General features: G+C 74.0%; 16 protein-coding genes. 6 read left to right on the top strand and 10 right to left on the bottom strand.

From position 1 onward, the window contains the following. Window positions 1–404: 404 nt before the first annotated feature. From ABZ716_RS15875 to ABZ716_RS15835, 9 genes are all read right to left on the bottom strand, one after another. Window positions 405–1736, bottom strand: a complete 1332-nt coding sequence (locus tag ABZ716_RS15875) for a GTP-binding protein (RefSeq protein WP_358813148.1) — start codon at window positions 1734–1736, stop codon at window positions 405–407. 2 nt (window positions 1737–1738) lie between these two features. Then, on the bottom strand, window positions 1739–2680 hold the full coding sequence (gene cysD / locus ABZ716_RS15870) for a sulfate adenylyltransferase subunit CysD (RefSeq protein ID WP_358813149.1): 942 nt from the start codon (window positions 2678–2680) through the stop codon (window positions 1739–1741). Beyond that, the gene (cysC, locus tag ABZ716_RS15865) at window positions 2677–3222 is read right to left on the bottom strand and encodes an adenylyl-sulfate kinase (protein ID WP_351880201.1); all 546 of its coding nucleotides are present in this window, start codon (window positions 3220–3222) and stop codon (window positions 2677–2679) included. Before cysC ends, cysD begins: the two co-directional genes overlap by 4 nt. Before the next feature lie 44 nt (window positions 3223–3266). Next, window positions 3267–3974: a phosphoadenylyl-sulfate reductase gene (locus tag ABZ716_RS15860; protein WP_358959440.1), complete on the bottom strand. Its 708-nt coding sequence runs from the start codon at window positions 3972–3974 to the stop codon at window positions 3267–3269. Beyond that, entirely contained in the window at window positions 3971–4150 is a 180-nt protein-coding gene (locus ABZ716_RS15855; RefSeq protein WP_355969574.1) for a hypothetical protein, read from the bottom strand. Before ABZ716_RS15855 ends, ABZ716_RS15860 begins: the two co-directional genes overlap by 4 nt. Continuing rightward, entirely contained in the window at window positions 4147–5853 is a 1707-nt protein-coding gene (locus tag ABZ716_RS15850) for a nitrite/sulfite reductase (RefSeq protein WP_358959437.1), read from the bottom strand. Before ABZ716_RS15850 ends, ABZ716_RS15855 begins: the two co-directional genes overlap by 4 nt. A gap of 216 nt (window positions 5854–6069) precedes the next feature. After that, a complete protein-coding gene (locus ABZ716_RS15845; RefSeq protein WP_344166751.1) occupies window positions 6070–6153 on the bottom strand; it encodes a putative leader peptide in 84 nt (27 codons plus the stop codon). Window positions 6154–6252: 99 nt separating this feature from the next. After that, window positions 6253–6816 (bottom strand): GNAT family N-acetyltransferase, encoded by a 564-nt coding sequence (locus ABZ716_RS15840; RefSeq protein ID WP_358813153.1) that lies wholly within the window; start codon window positions 6814–6816, stop codon window positions 6253–6255. A 26-nt stretch (window positions 6817–6842) separates the two neighbouring features. Further along, on the bottom strand, window positions 6843–8108 hold the full coding sequence (locus ABZ716_RS15835; RefSeq protein ID WP_358959455.1) for a GAF domain-containing protein: 1266 nt from the start codon (window positions 8106–8108) through the stop codon (window positions 6843–6845). A gap of 531 nt (window positions 8109–8639) precedes the next feature. Between ABZ716_RS15835 and ABZ716_RS15830 the strand changes: the two genes are divergently transcribed. From ABZ716_RS15830 to rsgA, 5 genes are all read left to right on the top strand, one after another. Continuing rightward, a complete protein-coding gene (locus tag ABZ716_RS15830; protein ID WP_358813154.1) occupies window positions 8640–9770 on the top strand; it encodes a YihY/virulence factor BrkB family protein in 1131 nt (376 codons plus the stop codon). A 113-nt stretch (window positions 9771–9883) separates the two neighbouring features. Then, on the top strand, window positions 9884–10348 hold the full coding sequence (locus ABZ716_RS15825; RefSeq protein ID WP_358959435.1) for a hypothetical protein: 465 nt from the start codon (window positions 9884–9886) through the stop codon (window positions 10346–10348). A 58-nt stretch (window positions 10349–10406) separates the two neighbouring features. Beyond that, on the top strand, window positions 10407–11513 hold the full coding sequence (locus tag ABZ716_RS15820; protein WP_358959433.1) for a histidine kinase: 1107 nt from the start codon (window positions 10407–10409) through the stop codon (window positions 11511–11513). Next, window positions 11510–12190, top strand: coding sequence for a response regulator transcription factor (locus tag ABZ716_RS15815; protein ID WP_358813157.1), 681 nt, complete (start codon window positions 11510–11512; stop codon window positions 12188–12190). Before ABZ716_RS15820 ends, ABZ716_RS15815 begins: the two co-directional genes overlap by 4 nt. A 258-nt stretch (window positions 12191–12448) precedes the next feature. Next, window positions 12449–13552 (top strand): ribosome small subunit-dependent GTPase A, encoded by a 1104-nt coding sequence (gene rsgA / locus ABZ716_RS15810; RefSeq protein ID WP_358959430.1) that lies wholly within the window; start codon window positions 12449–12451, stop codon window positions 13550–13552. A 63-nt stretch (window positions 13553–13615) separates the two neighbouring features. Here the strand turns inward: rsgA and ABZ716_RS15805 are convergent, their stop codons facing one another. Then, window positions 13616–14602 carry a helix-turn-helix domain-containing protein gene (locus ABZ716_RS15805; RefSeq protein WP_358813248.1) on the bottom strand — a complete coding sequence of 329 codons (987 nt, stop codon included), beginning with the start codon at window positions 14600–14602 and terminating at the stop codon, window positions 13616–13618. Between the two features lie 140 nt (window positions 14603–14742). On the opposite strand from ABZ716_RS15805, the gene ABZ716_RS15800 reads away from it, so the two are divergent. Beyond that, window positions 14743–15963, top strand: coding sequence for a protein phosphatase 2C domain-containing protein (locus ABZ716_RS15800; RefSeq protein ID WP_358959427.1), 1221 nt, complete (start codon window positions 14743–14745; stop codon window positions 15961–15963). The last annotated feature ends 18 nt before the right edge of the window (window positions 15964–15981 follow it).

Below are 15981 nucleotides of genomic sequence, written 5' to 3'. Positions count from 1 at the left end.
GCGGACCTCGGACGCGGAGAGCTTCTTGCCCGCGTCGGCGGCGGCGTTCGCCGCCTTCGGCTCGTCCTTCTGCCCCTCGGAGCCGTAACCGCAGGAGGCGAGGGCGCCGATCAGCAGCGGCAGGGCGGTGGCGGCGACGACGCCGCGGCGGAGCGGGGTCTTACGGGTGGCAGGCACGGGAGGACTTCCTCTCGGCGCGCCGTCTGTCGGTTACGGCGCGGATCTTCGTCGGGGGAGCGGGGGCGGGTACGGCTCGTGGGGGGTGAGGGCGCGAAGGCGGGATGCCGACGGCAGTTCGGTCATCGCGCACATCGCGCCACTCCTCCCTGGCCGCTGCCGAGGGCGCCGCTGCCGACGCGGCCGCCCTCCTTCGCGAAGCTGGTGTAGATCTCGGTCGCCATGGCCTAGAAGTCCCAGCCTTCTTCGTCCGCCGCCGGTGCCGCTTCGTCCCGGGAGGCGAACGCCTCGCCCGCCATGCCCGCCGCCAGGGTGGTGCCGTCCGCCGGGTCGATCAGCAGGAAGGAACCGGTGCGCCGGGAGTCGGCGTACGCGTCGAGCGCGAGCGGCTCGGCGGTACGGACGACGACGCGGCCGATGTCGTTGGCCACCAGCTGCCCGGGGTCCGGGTGCTGGGACAGGTCGTCCAGCGTCAGGCGGGAGGGGATCTCCTTGACGATCGCCTTCACCGTGCGCGTGGTGTGCTTCAGCAGCACCCGCGCCCCCACGGAGAGGGGCTGGTCGGCCACGTGGCAGACCGTCGCGACGACGTCCTGCGTGGTGGCCGGGGCGCTCGCGGCCGGCGCGATCAGGTCGCCGCGCGAGATGTCGATGTCGTCCTTCAGGCGCAGCGTCACCGACTGCGGGGACCAGGCGATGTCCACGGGGCCGCCGAGCGCGTCGATGCCCTCGATGACCGAGGTACGGCCCGACGGCAGGACGGTGACGGCCTCGCCGACGCGCAGCACGCCGGAGGCGATCTGGCCGGCGTAGCCGCGGTAGTCGGGGTGCTCGGCGGTCTGGGGACGGATCACGTACTGCACCGGGAAACGGGCCGGGCAGGCGGTGAGGTCGTGGCTGACCGGGACGGTCTCCAGGTGCTCCAGCACCGTCGGGCCGCCGTACCAGTCCATGTGGGACGAGGGCTCGACCACGTTGTCCCCGGCGAGGGCCGAGATCGGGATGGCGGTGATCTCCGGGACGCCCAGCTCGGAGGCGTAGGCGGTGAACTCCTCGGCGATCGCCGCGAAGACGCTCTCCTGGTAGCCGACGAGGTCCATCTTGTTGACCGCGAGGACGACGTGCGGGACGCGCAGCAGCGCGGCGACGGCCGCGTGACGGCGGGTCTGCTCGATGACCCCGTTCCGGGCGTCGACCAGGACCACGGCCAGGTCGGCGGTGGAGGCACCGGTGACCATGTTGCGGGTGTACTGCACGTGCCCGGGGGTGTCGGCGAGGATGAACCGGCGGCGGGCGGTGGCGAAGTAGCGGTAGGCCACGTCGATGGTGATGCCCTGCTCCCGCTCGGCCCGCAGGCCGTCGGTCAGCAGCGCCAGGTCCGGGGCGTCCTGGCCGCGGTCGGCCGAGACCCGCTCCACGGCTTCCAGCTGGTCCTCCAGGACCGACTTCGAGTCGTGCAGCAGACGGCCCACCAGGGTGGACTTGCCGTCGTCGACGGAACCCGCGGTGGCGAAGCGCAGCAGCGTGGTGGCGCTGAGCTGCTCGGTGGTGGTGGTCATGGCTAGAAGTACCCTTCGCGCTTGCGGTCTTCCATCGCGGCCTCGGACAGCTTGTCGTCGGCGCGGGTCGCCCCCCGCTCGGTGAGCCGGGAGACGGCGATCTCGGCGATGACGGCGTCGAGCGTGGTGGCGTCGGAGTCGACGGCGCCGGTGCAGGACATGTCGCCGACGGTGCGGTAGCGCACGAGACGCTTCTCCACCGGCTCGGTGTCCTTGGGGCCGCCCCACTCGCCGGCCGTCAGCCACATGCCGCTGCGCTGGAAGACCTCCCGCTCGTGCGCGAAGTAGATCTCCGGAAGCTCGATGTCCTCGCGGGCGATGTACTGCCAGACGTCCAGCTCCGTCCAGTTGGAGAGCGGGAAGACGCGCACGTGCTCGCCGGGGGCGTGGCGGCCGTTGTAGAGCTGCCACAGCTCGGGGCGCTGGCGGCGCGGGTCCCACTGGGAGAACTCGTCGCGCAGGGAGAACACGCGCTCCTTGGCGCGGGCCTTCTCCTCGTCGCGGCGCCCGCCGCCGAAGACGGCGTCGAACTTCAGCTGCTGGATCGCCTCGGTCAGCGGGACGGTCTGGAGCGGGTTGCGGACCCCGTCGGGGCGCTCGCGCAGCTTGCCGGCGTCGATGTACTCCTGGACGGAGGCCACGTGCAGGCGCAGCCCGTGCTTCGCCACGGCCCGGTCGCGGTAGGCGAGGACCTCGGGGAAGTTGTGGCCGGTGTCCACGTGGAGCAGCGCGAAGGGTACGGGCGCGGGGGCGAACGCCTTCAGCGCCAGGTGCAGCATGACGATGGAGTCCTTGCCGCCGGAGAACAGGATCACCGGCTTCTCGAACTCGCCCGCCACCTCGCGGAAGATGTGCACCGCCTCGGATTCCAGGGCGTCGAGGTGCGACAGCGCGTAGGGCGCGTCGGAGCCGGAGTCGGTGTGCGGGTGCGCGGCGGTGGTCATGCCAGACCCCTCTCGGTGAGCAGTGCGTGCAGGGCGGAGGCCGACTCCTGGACGGTCTGCGTGTGCGACTCGATCCGCAGGTCGGGGGCCTCGGGCGCCTCGTACGGGTCGTCGACGCCGGTCAGGCCGGAGATCTCGCCCGCCGCCTGCTTGGCGTACAGGCCCTTCACGTCCCGCTCGGAGCACACCTCGACCGGGGTCGCGACGTGCACTTCGAGGTAGCTCGTGCCGGCCGCGGCGTGGCGCTTGGCGACGGCCTCGCGGCTGTCGGCGAAGGGCGCGATGACCGGGACGAGGGCCTTGACCCCGTTGCTCGCCAGGAGTTCGGCGACGAAGCCGATCCGCTGCACGTTGGTGTGCCGGTCCTCGCGGCTGAAGCCGAGCCCGGCGGAGAGGAACTCGCGGATCTCGTCGCCGTCGAGGACCTCCACCCGGTGGCCCTCGCCGCGCAGCCGCTCGGCCAGCGCGTAGGCGATGGTGGTCTTGCCCGCGCTGGGCAGACCGGTCAGCCACACGGTGGCTCCCTGGCCGGTCACGCTCATCCGCTTCTCCGTAGGTTCCGTGGTGTCCGTAGGTGTGGTGGTCATCAGCCGTGCAGTCCGCACTCGGTCTTGCCGCGTCCGGCCCAGCGGCCGGCGCGTACGTCCTCGCCCTCGGCGACCCGGCGGGTGCAGGGGGCGCAGCCGACGGAGGCGTAGCCGTCCGTCAGCAGCGGGTTGGTCAGCACGCCGTGCTCGGCGACGTACGCGTCCACGTCGTCCTGCGTCCAGCGGGCGATCGGCGAGATCTTGACCTTCTGCCGCTTCTCGTCCCAGCCGACCACCGGGGTGGTGGCGCGGGTGGGGGACTCGTCACGGCGCAGGCCCGTCGCCCACGCGTCGTAGGCGGTCAGGCCCTCTTCGAGCGGCTTGACCTTGCGCAGCGCGCAGCACAGGTCGGGGTCGCGGTCGTGCAGCTTAGGGCCGTACTCGGCGTCCTGTTCGGCGACCGTCCGGCGCGGGGTGAGGGTGATGACGTTGACGTCCATCACGGCCTCGACCGCGTCGCGGGTGCCGATGGTCTCCTCGAAGTGGTAGCCGGTGTCGAGGAAGACCACGTCCACGCCGGGCATCGCCCGGGAGGCGAGATGGGCGACGACCGCGTCCTCCATGGAGGAGGTGACGCAGAACTTCGGGCCGAAGGTCTCCGCGGCCCAGGTGAGGATCTCCAGGGCGGAGGCGTCCTCCAGCTCCCGGCCCGCCCGCTCGGCGAGTTCCTTCAGTTCTGTGAGACGCGTGTCTTGAACCGTGGTCATATCTCGTCCCCTCCAGCGGATTCGGTCCGAACACCCCGGGCCAGCAGCCCGAGGTACTTCAGCTGGAAGGCTCGGTTGCAGGCCCTGCATTCCCAGGCGCCGTGGCCCGTCTCATGCGGAAACAGGTCCTCGTCGCCGCAGTACGGGCAGTAGAACGGTGCGGCGCGCTCGCTCACGAGAGGTCCTCGTCCTTGGCGCGGCCGACCCAGGCGGCGAAGCGCTCGCCGTCCTCGCGCTGCTCCTCGAAGCGCCGGACGACCCGCTCGACGTAGTCGGGCAGCCCGGCCGCGGTGACCTTCAGGCCGCGGACCTTGCGGCCGAAGCCGGCCTCCAGGCCCAGGGCGCCGCCCAGGTGGACCTGGTAGCCCTCGACCTGGTTGCCGTCGTCGTCCAGGACCAGCTGGCCCTTGAGACCGATGTCCGCCACCTGGATACGGGCGCAGGCGTTCGGGCAGCCGTTGATGTTGATGGTGAGCGGCTCGGCGAACTCCGGCAGGCGGCGCTCCAGTTCGTCGATGAGCGAGGCGCCGCGCGCCTTCGTCTCGACGATGGCCAGCTTGCAGAACTCGATGCCGGTGCAGGCCATCGTGCCGCGGCGGAACGGGGACGGCTTGACCCGCAGGTCCAGCGCCTCCAGCGCCCCGACGAGGGAGTCGACCTTGTCCGCCTCGATGTCGAGGACGATCATCTTCTGCTCGGCGGTGGTGCGCAGGCGCCCGGAGCCGTGCTGCTCGGCGATGTCCGCGATCTTGGTCAGGGTGGCGCCGTCGACGCGGCCGACGCGGGGCGCGAAGCCGACGTAGAACCGGCCGTCCTGCTGTTGGTGGACGCCGACGTGGTCGCGCCACTGGCCGCTGGGCTGCTCGGGCGCGGGCCCGTCGGTCAGCTCGCGCCCCAGGTACTCGTCCTCCAGGACCTGGCGGAACTTGGCCGGGCCCCAGTCGGCGACGAGGAACTTCAGGCGGGCGCGGGTGCGCAGGCGCCGGTAGCCGTAGTCGCGGAAGATCGAGATGACGCCCTCGTAGACGTCCGGGACCTCGTCGAGCGAGACCCAGGTGCCCAGGCGGACGCCCAGCTTGGGGTTGGTGGAGAGGCCGCCGCCGACCCAGACGTCGAAGCCGGGGCCGTGCTCCGGGTGGTTCACGCCGACGAAGGCGACGTCGTTGATCTCGTGCGCCACGTCGAGCAGCGGCGAGCCGGAGACCGCCGACTTGAACTTGCGGGGCAGGTTGGAGAACTCCGGGTTGCCGACGATCCGGCGCTGGATCTCCTCGATGGCGGGGGTGCCGTCGATGATCTCGTCCTGGGCGATGCCGGCGACCGGCGAGCCGAGGATGACGCGGGGCGTGTCACCGCACGCCTCGGTGGTGGACAGGCCGACGGCCTCCAGGCGGCGCCAGATCTCCGGGACGTCCTCGATGCGGATCCAGTGGTACTGCACGTTCTGGCGGTCGGTGAGGTCCGCGGTGCCCCGCGCGAACTCCTCGGAGATCTCGCCGATGACGCGGAGCTGCTCGGTGGTCAGCCGGCCGCCGTCGATGCGCACGCGCAGCATGAAGTACTTGTCGTCCAGCTCCTCCGGCTCCAGGATCGCGGTCTTGCCGCCGTCGATCCCGGGCTTGCGCTGGGTGTAGAGGCCCCACCAGCGCATCCGGCCGCGCAGGTCGTTGGGGTCGATGGAGTCGAAGCCCGTCCTGGAGTAGATCGTCTCAATGCGCGTCCGCACGTTGAGACCGTCGTCGTCCTTCTTGAACTGCTCGTTGCCGTTGAGGGGCGTGTGGTGTCCGACGGCCCACTGACCCTCACCGCGGTGACGGCCGGTCTTGCGGCGCGCGGCGGCTGCGGGCGCGGCTGCGGGCGTTTCGGGGGTGGCGGCCATGGCGGATACGTCCTTCTTGGGCGGCTGGAGGCGGGGCTGGGGAGCGGCGGCGCGCCCCTGTCACGCTGGAATCTCCGAGCAGGTGCGGCCGATTTCCGCCCTTGTGCCGGGGTTTCCGGCAGACGAGGGCGGTGTTCGGCCTTCAGGGGGCTTGCAGGTGGTCGCAGCGTCCGCGGCGGCGGGGACGGCGGCGACGTGCGGCGGTGGCTGGTTCCGTCAGCTCGCCGGACACATGGCGCTGGACATGCGGCCGAGGTCGACGTGACGTCGACTCACCAAGGCGATTCCAGCTCCATTCATGGCCGAAGCGTGGCACGGGCCGATTGGAGGAGTCCACTACTGTCCATGATGCGGACGAACTCGTCCCGGATGGTGAGATGGCGTGACGGGGGTCACGCCCTACGCGCCGGGCCAGGGGCCAGGAGTCGGGGTCTCCTGCTTGTCTTCCGTCTCCGTCCGGAACAGCTTGAAGCCGCGGCGCTGGTAGTTGTCCATCGCCGTGGGACCGTCCTGGCTGCAGGTGTGCAGCCACACCCGGCGGGTGGGCTCCCGGTCGGGCCAGCGCTCCGCGAGGTCCCAGGCGCGCGCCGTGCCGACCGACAGCAGGTGCCCGCCGATGCGCCGGCCCCGGAAGGCGGGCAGCAGCCCGAAGTAGACGATCTCCACCACACCGTCCGGCTGCGGATCGAACTCCACGTACCCCGCCGGGGTGCCCCGGTCGTACGCCACCCAGGTCTCCACGCCCGGCCGCTCCAGCTGCTCCGCCCACTGCGCACGGGTCAGCGACAGCCGGTCCGTCCAGTGGATGTCCTGGCCCACCGAGGCGTACAGGAAGCGGCTGAACTCGGGGGAGGGCACCTCGGCCCGGCTGATCGTGATCTCCGGACCGGGCACGGCCGCCGGGACCAGGTCGTCGGGGGAGGTCATGTCCAGGGACCAGGTGGTCAGGGTGAAGGTGCTCATGCGCTTCAGGGAACCACACCCCCCGGCTACCGCCCCGGGGCCCCCCACGGGCCGCCGCCCAGGCGGGCGCGGACCACCGCCGGGGCCGTGGAGTGCGGGAGCAGCCCGGCCGGATCGCGCGGGCGGATCAGCTCCACCTCCACGTCCTCCGCGAACCGGTACGGCCGGTGGCTCAGCACCCCGGCGAGGTGGCGGCGGACCCGGGAGAGCTCGGCGCGCACCGTCACCGTCCGGGTGGGGTCGCCGAACAGGGCCTCCGCCAGCTCCGCCGCCGTCCGCCCGCGCGGGGTCTCCGCCAGCAGGAACAGCAGCTCCGCGTGGCGCGGGCTGAGCTCCTGGGACCAGCTGCCCGCGGCCCCGTACACCGTCGCCGACCAGGACCGGGGCCGGCTCAGGTCCAGCACCACCCGGCTCACCTCCGCGGCCGCCGTCCGCTCGGCCAGCCGCAGCAGCCAGCCGCCGGGCAGCGGCTCCGCGACGCAGTCGCCCAGCTGCGGGATCCACAGCCGCCCGGGGCCCAGCGCCTTCGGCAGCGGCACCCGGTCCGCCGGGGCCAGCCCCGTCACCGCGGCCGTCCAGCCGTGCGGGTCGACGGCCACCGCCCGCCCGGGCAGCCGGGCCAGCAGCGGGGCCGCCACCGCCCGCAGCCGCTCCAGGGACTCCAGGTGGCGCACCCGCAGCTCCCGCTCGGCCAGCCGCGCCACCGAGCTGACCCAGGTCAGGGTCGCCGGGTGCATGGTGGCCAGCGGCCCGCTGACGTCGACCACCCCCAGCAGCTGGCCGTCCCGGGGGTCGTGCACCGGCGCCCCGGCGCAGGTCCAGTCGTGGTGGCTGGAGACGAAGTGCTCCGCCGAGAACACCTGCACCGGCCGCCGGGTCACCAGGGAGGTGCCCACCCCGTTCGTACCGACCACGGACTCGTCCCAGTCGGCCCCCACCGCGAAACCCAGCCGGTCCGCCTTGCGCAGGATGCTGCTGTGCCCCTCCCGCCACAGCAGCCGCCCGTCGGCGTCGGCGACGACCATGATGTGCAGGGACTCGTCCAGGGCGGGCAGCAGCCCCTCCCGCAGCACGGGCAGCACCTCCCGCAGCGGGGAGACCTGCCGCCGCTCCTCGGTCTCGGCGGCGGACAGCATCCGCGACCGCGCGTCCCGGTCGGGATGGACCCCGCCGGCCAGCATCCGCCGCCAGGACTCGGCGATCTCCGGACGCGGGGCGGCCGGCAGGCGGTCCCCGGCCAGCGCGGCCGCCCGTACCACCTTGAGCAGACGCGCGGCCTCCCGCGCGTCCATGGCCGTCAGACGCGCCACGTCGACCGTGCTGCCTGCGGTGTGGGCCACCGGAACCTCCCCGTGCTGAACAGGACGCCGACCGAAGGGTTGCAACGGTATGCAACTCTCGCCAACCCCCGGTCGCCCGACCGAAACTATCGGCACGCCGCCGAGCGGCGAACAGCTCCTTCCTCGGGGCTCTTGGGTCCAGGGGTGGTGCCGAGTCGGCGCGGCGCCACCCCCGGCCCCTCCGGGACGGGCTCGGATCCCGGCGCTGAACGGTACGAGGCCGCGGTGGTTTGGGGACCGCCACGGCCCGCGGTCCCGGATGGTTTGGGGACCACCCGCGCACCGCGCGCACCGCAGCGGTCAGGGGACCGCGCTCAGCCCGCGATCCGCGCCCGTGCCACGACCCAGGGAGCCGCGCCCGCGAGGCGCCGCTCCACCCCCTCGGTGAGGGCCCGGCCGTCCCGGTGGACCCCGTGGCCGACGAGTGGCGGCGCCCGGTCGCCGACGGTGTGGGTGTGGCTGCCGTGCGGCTACCGTAAGGACGTGCAGCCAGCAGACGAAACACCCCAGGGGACCCCGGCCCCGGTACGGCCGGGAAGGCTCCACCGGGCCCGCGTCCTCTACCGCAACGTGTCCAAGCGCAAGATGGGCTGGCTGCTCCTCAAGGACACGGTCAACTCCTGCATCGAGTACCGGATCCTGGGCCTCGCCGCCGAGGCGGCGTTCTTCACCCTCCTGTCCCTGCCGCCGCTCTTCCTGGGCCTGCTCGGCCTCCTCGGCTATGTGGACGGCTGGACCAACACCCAGTCCGTGGCCAGCATCGAGGAGAACATCCTGCGCGCGGTCGGCACCGTCCTGTCCGACCGGGGCGTCAACGACATCGCCCGCCCGATGCTCGACGACGTCACCCGGGAGGGCCGCCCCGACCTGATCTCCCTCGGCTTCGCCTTCGCCCTGTGGTCCGGCTCCCGCGCCGTCAACGTCTTCATCGACACCATCACCGTCATGTACGGGCTCGACGGGCAGCGCGGCATCGTCAAGACCCGGCTGCTGGCCTTCCTCCTCTACGTCGTCGCCCTGGTGATCGGCGCGGTCGTGCTGCCGCTGATGGTGGTCGGCCCGGACGCCGTCGTACGGCTGGTGCCCTGGAGCACGGAGGTGATCGCCGTCCTTTACTGGCCGGTGGTCACCCTGCTGTCCATCGCCTTCCTGACCACGCTCTACCACGTCTCCGTGCCCGTCCGCTCGCCGTGGATCGAGGACGTCCCCGGGGCCCTGGTGGCCCTCGCGATGTGGGTGCTCGGCTCGTTCCTGCTGCGGATCTACCTCACCAACACGGTGGAGGGCCCGACCATCTACGGCTCGCTGGCCGCACCCGTCGCCGTCCTGCTGTGGATCGGCATCTCCGCCTTCGCGGTGCTCGTCGGCGCCGCCGTCAACGCCGCGATCGACCGGGTCTGGCCCTCGGTGGCCACCGCCGCGGCCCGCGAGGCCAACGAACGGGCCCGCGAGGCCGAGGCCGCCCAGCTCATCGCCCGGGCCGCCGCCTGGCGGGCCATGGCCGAGGGGGAGTCCGAGGACGACGAGGACGGCCCGATGCCCTCCGAGTTCCCCGAGCGCTGGTCGAACTTCCTGCCGCCGGACGACTACACCTCCCGCCTGCGCAAACACTGACCGGCGGGCCGGCGCTCCACCCACGGGTGGAGACGGGGTCTCCACCCGGGATCCACCCGGGATCCATCCGGGCGCCGATCACGGCGGAGCGTGCCGTTCCTAGCGTGAAGGGCATGGATATCGCACGTGTTCTCGTCATCGCGCTGGCCGTCGCCTTCGTCCTCGTACGCAGGTTCGGCGGGCGGCCCGTCAAGGACATGGACCGCCTGTGGGTGCTGCCCGTGGCCCTCGCCGCCGCCGGCGTGGCCGAGGGCGGTCTGGTCGCCGCCGCCCACCCCCTGCTCAGCGTGGTCCTGCTGGCCACCGAGACCGCCGCGTCCTTCGGCACCGGCCTCCTGATGGGACGGGCCATGACCCTGTGGCGCGCACCCGACGGCACCCTCTGGGCCAAGGGCAACCCCACGGTCCTCGCCCTGTTAGGGCTCTCCCTCGCCCTGCGGGCGGGCCTCGCCGCCCTCGGTTCCCTCGGAGGCGTCCCGCTGCGGGGCGGGGCCCTGCTGGTGACCCTCGCGAGCTGGATCCTGGCCCAGGGGCTGGCCCTGGCCGTCCGCTCCCGCCGGGTCCCCGCCGCGGTCTGAAACGGCCGCCGCGATGCGCTCCGTGCCCCGGCAGCGGGCCTGGCTACAGTGGGCAGGGATGCCGATCTCCCGCACCCTGCCCGCACTGACGGACACCCACGTCAGGATCGCCGTCCAGGTGGCGCTGGTCGTCTGGTTCCTGAACGGGCTGCTCACGCCCCCGCCCGGCGCCCCCGCCCTCACCTGCGCGCTGGCCGGCCTGGCCCTGACCCTCCTCGGCGTCGGCCTCATCGGCGGCCGGCCCCGCACCGGGGCCTGGCTCCTGGGCGCCGCCCTCGCCACCGCCTGCACCACCGGGCTGCTGGCGCCCGCCACCCCCTGGGTGGTCCTCGTCTTCGCCGTCTGCGGGTTCGCCGCCGCCCGCCTGACGGCCGTCCCCGCCTGCGTCCTGCTCGGCGCCGGGGCGGCCGCCGCCGCCGTCGTCACCCTGGCGCGGCAGCGCGACCCCGTCGAGCTGTGGAACGTCGTCGGCCTCTGCGGGATGTTCGCCTACGTCCGGGCCGGGCGGAGCCGCCGCGCCGCCGCCGAGTCCGAGCGCCAGCGGGCCCTGCTGGCCGACCGGGCCCATGTGGCCCGCGAGGTCCACGACATCCTCGCGCACTCCCTCTCCGCCCAGCTCATCCACCTGGAGAGCGCCCGCCTCACCCTGGAGGCCGGCCGCTACGAGGAGGCCGGGGTCCTCGTCGAGCGGGCCCGGACTCTCGCCAAGGGCGGGCTGGAGGAGACCCGCCGCGCCGTCGCCGTGCTCCGCGGTGACGCCCCCGCACCCCGGGAGGCCCTCGCCGCCCTCGCCGAGGAGTACCGCCGTACGACCGGTGCCGCCTGCTCCCTCAGCCTGGGCGACGGGCCCTGCCCGCTGCCGCCCGAGGCGGCCCTCGCCGTCGTCCGTACCGCGCAGGAGGCCCTGACCAACGCGCGCAAACACGCCGCCGGGGCCGATGTGGAGATCACCCTCTCCTGCGCCGGCGGCCGCTACGCGCTGTGCGTCACCGACTCCGGCGGTACCGGACCCGCCCCGCACGCCACCACCGGCGGCGGATACGGGCTGGCCGGGATGGCCGAACGGGCCGGACTCCTCGGTGCCACCCTCGACGCCGGACCCCACGGCCCCGGCTTCCGCGTCCGCCTGGAAGGACCCCTCGTGGAAGGACCCCTCGCACCATGACCGAGACCGGCCCCCCGATCCGCGTGGTCGTCGCCGACGACCAGACCGTCGTACGCGAAGGGCTCGTCCTGCTGCTCGGCCTGCTGCCCGGCACCGAGGTGGTCGCCTCCGCCGCCGACGGAGCCGAGGCCGTCCGGCTCGTCGCCGAACACGCCCCCGACGTGGTCCTGATGGACCTGCGGATGCCCCGCATGGACGGCGTGGAAGCCACCCGGCAGATCACCGCCGGCCACCCCGGCACCGGGGTCGTCGTCCTCACCACCTACAGCGACGACGCCTCCGTCCTGGACGCCCTCAAGGCCGGCGCCCGCGGCTACCTCACCAAGGACGCCGACGCGCAGGAGATCGCCCGCGCCCTGGCGGCCGTACGCGAAGGGGCCACGAGCCTGGGCCGGGCCGCCCAGGAACGCCTCGTCGCCGCGGCCGTCTCGGGACCACCGCCCGCACGGCACCCGTCGGCCGCCCTGCCCGACGGCCTGACGGCCCGCGAGGGCGAGGTGCTCGCCCTGATCGCCGGGGGGCACTCGAACTCCGAGATCGCCCGGCGCCTCACCATCGGCGAGTCCACCGTCAAGACGCACATCAACAACCTCTTCGCCAAGACCGGGGTCCGCGACCGCGCCCAGGCCGTCCGCTACGCCTACCGGCACCACCTGGTGGGCGGAACCGGAGATTAATCCGGTGGTGCGCCCCGCCGGGGCCGGGCTATGGTTCCGGCGTACGCCAGCGGGGGGCACAACCCCCCTCCGGAAGGGCCGCGTTGGCTCGCCGGGGAACCACAGGAGGTGAGGACGCCGATGACTGTCACGGTGACGGGCACTGCCCGCGTTCAGGAGTTCGTCCTCGTTTCCGCCCCCGTGGCCACCGGCTGACCCACACCTTCGACGCGCGCCGCCGGGCGCGCGCTGCCGGGGCCACCCTGTGAAGGGTTCCCCTTGACTTCCTCCACCTCCCTTTCGTCGCCCCCGCACGCCCTCACCCGCTACGGCTGGGACGACGCCTGGGCCGCCGAGTTCGCCCCGTACGCCGGCCAGGGGCTCCTCCCCGGCCGGGTCCTGCGCGTCGACCGCGGGCAGTGCGACCTCATGACGGAAAGCGGCGTCATCCGTGCCGACACCGCCTTCGTCACCCCCCACGACCCGCTCCGGGTCATCTGCACGGGCGACTGGGCCGCCGTCGAGGCGACCGGCAACCCGCGCTACGTGAAGGCGTACCTGCCGCGCCGCACCTCCTTCGTACGGTCCACCTCCTCGCAGCGCTCCGAGGGGCAGATCCTCGCGGCCAACGTCGACCACGCGGTCATCGCGGTCTCGCTGGCCGTCGATCCCGACCTCGGGCGGATCGAACGCTTCCTCGCGCTGGCGTGGGAGTCGGGCGCCCAGCCGCTGGTCGTCCTGACCAAGGCCGACCTGGTACCCGACCCCGACGCGCTGGCGTACCTCGTCCAGGACGTGGAGCGGGCGGCGCCCGGCGTGCAGGTCCTCACCGTCTCCTCCCTCACCGGGGAGGGCACGGACGTCCTCGCGGCGATCGTCGGGGACGGTACGAGCGTGCTCCTGGGGACCTCGGGCGCCGGCAAGTCCACCCTGGCGAACGCGCTGCTCGGCGAGGACGTCATGGACACCGGCGCGATCCGCGAGGTCGACGGCAAGGGCCGCCACACCACCACCACCCGCAACCTGCTCGTGCTGCCGGGCGGGGGCGTCCTGATCGACACCCCGGGGCTGCGGGGCGTCGGGCTCTTCGACGCCGAGGCGGGGGTCGGGCAGGTCTTCTCCGAGATCGAGGAGTACGCGGCCCGCTGCCGCTTCCACGACTGCGCCCACGAGGCGGAGCCCGGCTGCGCGGTACAGGAGGCGGTGGCCGACGGCACGCTCCCGCAGCGGCGCCTGGAGAGCTACCGCAAGCTGCTGCGCGAGAACCAGCGCATCGTGGCGAAGACGGACGCCCGCCTGAGGGCGGAGATCCGGCGCGACTGGCGCATGAAGTCGGCGGAAGGCCGCGCCAACTACAGCGCGAAGCGCGGCGGCCGCCCCTGATCCCGCGCCCCGGCCCCGGAAGACCCGGGGCCGGGGTCCGCGCTCAGCGTGCCCGAGGCGCTCCTACCGGGCCACCCAGCCCCGTTCGTAGGCGTGCCAGCCCAGCTGGAGACGGGTGGTCACCCCGGCCAGTTCCATCAGCCCCTTCACCCGGCGCTGCACCGTACGCAGGCCCAGTTCCAGGTGCTTGGCCACGCTCGCGTCCGTCATCCCGGCCAGCAGCAGGGTCAGGATCTCCAGGTCCGTCGCGTCCGGGAAGCCGTCCGACTCCTCCGGAGCCCCGGTCGCCCCCAGCCGCAGGGGCACGGACTCGCGCCAGATGGCCTCGAAGAGCCCGAGGAGGGACTCCAGCAGGCCCGAGGCGTGGACGACGAGCGCCGCCGGCTCGGTGCCGCGCGCGGTGAGCGGGACCATGGCGAGGGTGCGGTCCGCGATGACCAGGCTGGTGGGGACCCGGCCCGTCACCCGGACCCGCTCCCCCCGCACCAGCGCGGTGGACGCCTCCCGGATCCCGGTGGGCAGGCCCAGCACGTCCCGCTCGATGACCACCCGGTACGCGACGCCCCGTACGGCGGCCTGCTCCTCCGTCGGCTCGTTCTCCATCCCCGACACCACCAGCGGACGGGCGCTGGCCAGCGCGCACACCTCCCGCTCCGCGCCCAGCTGGATCTGGTGGAAGCGGTGTGCGACCGCGCCGGCGCCGGTCACCACCTCCACCAGGTCGGACACCGCCGCGCCCGCCCCCTCCGCCTCCGCCCGGTACTCGCGCGCCAGCAGCTCCGCGGCCAGCTCGGCCTGCTCCAGCTCCTGGCGCTGCCGGCTCAGGAGGGCGCCCAGCGCCACCCCCGGCGGCGCGGCCACCCAGCGGCCGGGACGGGCCGAGGAGCGGGCCGCCAGCCCGTGCCGCTCCAGGTGCCGCAGGGTCCGCTCGGTCTGCGGGACCGGCAGCGTCAGCCGGTGGGCGAGGTCCGCCGTCTCCGCCGCCCCGAGTGCGACCAGCGCCCGGTACGCCGACTCCTGTCCCTCGTCCAGACCTATGGCCCCCAGCAACCCGTCCACCCCACTCTCGGCACCGTTCGGGGTCATCTTCGCCGCAGCCGCCGTCCGTCCGCCAGGACGGCGCCCCCCGGACGGGGACCTTTTCGTGCATTCGGGGTTTTCCGCCGCCCGGTGGGGCCGACAATGAGGGCATGAGTCAGCAGGGCGCGCAGGACTGGTGGCAGAAGCTGTACGAGGACCCCGACGCGGGACCCGCACCCGACCCGGGGGACACGCTGGACCAGCGCTTCCGCTCGGCCTCGGTCCTGGTCGGCGACGACGGCCCGGCGCCGCCCGGTCCCGGCCGGGAGCCGCCGCTGCTGCCCGGCCCCCGCACGGCCCGGACCGAGGCCGCCCCTCCGGCGCAGCCCCCCGTACCGCCCGCCCCTCCCGCCCCGCCCCCCGTTCCCGTCCCGCCGCACCCGGGCGGGCCGCGGGTGACCGGGGCGACCGCGTACGCGGTGGGGGACGTGGCCGTGCCGCCCGTGCCTCCCGTGCCGGCGGAGGCGGGGCGGGAGCCGGGGTCCGGGCGGCCGACGGTCAGTCATCTCGGGGACCGGGCCCCCACGTACGCCGCCGAGCCAAGCGCTCTGCCCGCCGCCGACCCGGCCGCGCTGGACCTGCTCACCCCGGACACCGTCCTGGACGGCGCCCACTACGGCACCTACACCCTGCGCGCCGCCTCCCTGCGCGGGGACTCCGCCCGCTACCGGGGCGAGGCCCGGCGGGACTTCCTGCTCACCGCCCGCTACGGCAGCGGGGACGACGCCCTCGTGCTGGTGGTCCTGGCCGGCGGCGACCGGGCCGCCCCCGGAGCCCGGGAGGCCGCCGCCGAACTGGGGCACTGCGTCGCGGCAGCCGTCGGGCGCAGCCGGGAGCGGCTGACCGAGGACATCCGGGCCGGCCGCCGCGAGGCCCTGCTCTCGGGGCTCCAACGGCTCACCGACCGGGGCTACGGCCGGCTGCGGGCCCGGGCCGCCGAACTGGGGCTCGACGAGGCGGCGTATACGGCCGGACTGCGCGGGCTGCTGCTGCCGCTGGACCCCCAGTGCGCCCACCGGATCTGCTTCGGCGCCGGCCCGGGCGGCCTCTTCCGGCTGCGCGGGGGCCGCTGGCAGGACCTGGAGGAGGACGCGGCCGGCGCCGCCGGATTCCGCTTCCGTGCCTCCGTGGCCCGGCCGGGCGACACCCTGCTGCTCTGCTCCGGCGGCCTCGCGGACCCCATGCGGGAGGAGAGCCTGCTCCCGGCCGAGCTCGCCGCCCGCTGGTCCGAGGGCGACCCGCCGGGCCTGGCGGCCTTCCTCGCCGACACCCAGCTCCGCCTCAAGGGGTACGCCGACGACCGGACGGCCGCCGCGGTCTGGGAGGCGTGACGCCGTCAAGGGGGCCGG

The organism is Streptomyces sp. NPDC006687, from assembly GCF_040636215.1.
GTDB lineage: Bacteria > Actinomycetota > Actinomycetes > Streptomycetales > Streptomycetaceae > Streptomyces.
Note: the sequence above shows the minus strand (reverse complement) of the source record. Positions and strands in the feature narration are given on the sequence as shown.

Bases quoted from the DNA above. Each gene is read 5' to 3' on its own strand.
- ABZ716_RS15875 (WP_358813148.1), bottom strand. From the start codon at position 1,736: ATGACCACCACCACCGAGCAGCTCAGCGCCACCACGCTGCTGCGCTTC.
- cysD (WP_358813149.1), bottom strand. From the start codon at position 2,680: ATGACCACCGCCGCGCACCCGCACACCGACTCCGGCTCCGACGCGCCC.
- cysC (WP_351880201.1), bottom strand. From the start codon at position 3,222: ATGAGCGTGACCGGCCAGGGAGCCACCGTGTGGCTGACCGGTCTGCCC.
- ABZ716_RS15860 (WP_358959440.1), bottom strand. From the start codon at position 3,974: ATGACCACGGTTCAAGACACGCGTCTCACAGAACTGAAGGAACTCGCC.
- ABZ716_RS15850 (WP_358959437.1), bottom strand. From the start codon at position 5,853: ATGGCCGCCACCCCCGAAACGCCCGCAGCCGCGCCCGCAGCCGCCGCG.
- ABZ716_RS15845 (WP_344166751.1), bottom strand. From the start codon at position 6,153: ATGAATGGAGCTGGAATCGCCTTGGTGAGTCGACGTCACGTCGACCTC.
- ABZ716_RS15840 (WP_358813153.1), bottom strand. From the start codon at position 6,816: ATGAGCACCTTCACCCTGACCACCTGGTCCCTGGACATGACCTCCCCC.
- ABZ716_RS15835 (WP_358959455.1), bottom strand. From the start codon at position 8,108: ATGGACGCGCGGGAGGCCGCGCGTCTGCTCAAGGTGGTACGGGCGGCC.
- ABZ716_RS15825 (WP_358959435.1), top strand. From the start codon at position 9,884: ATGGATATCGCACGTGTTCTCGTCATCGCGCTGGCCGTCGCCTTCGTC.
- ABZ716_RS15820 (WP_358959433.1), top strand. From the start codon at position 10,407: ATGCCGATCTCCCGCACCCTGCCCGCACTGACGGACACCCACGTCAGG.
- ABZ716_RS15815 (WP_358813157.1), top strand. From the start codon at position 11,510: ATGACCGAGACCGGCCCCCCGATCCGCGTGGTCGTCGCCGACGACCAG.
- ABZ716_RS15800 (WP_358959427.1), top strand. From the start codon at position 14,743: ATGAGTCAGCAGGGCGCGCAGGACTGGTGGCAGAAGCTGTACGAGGAC.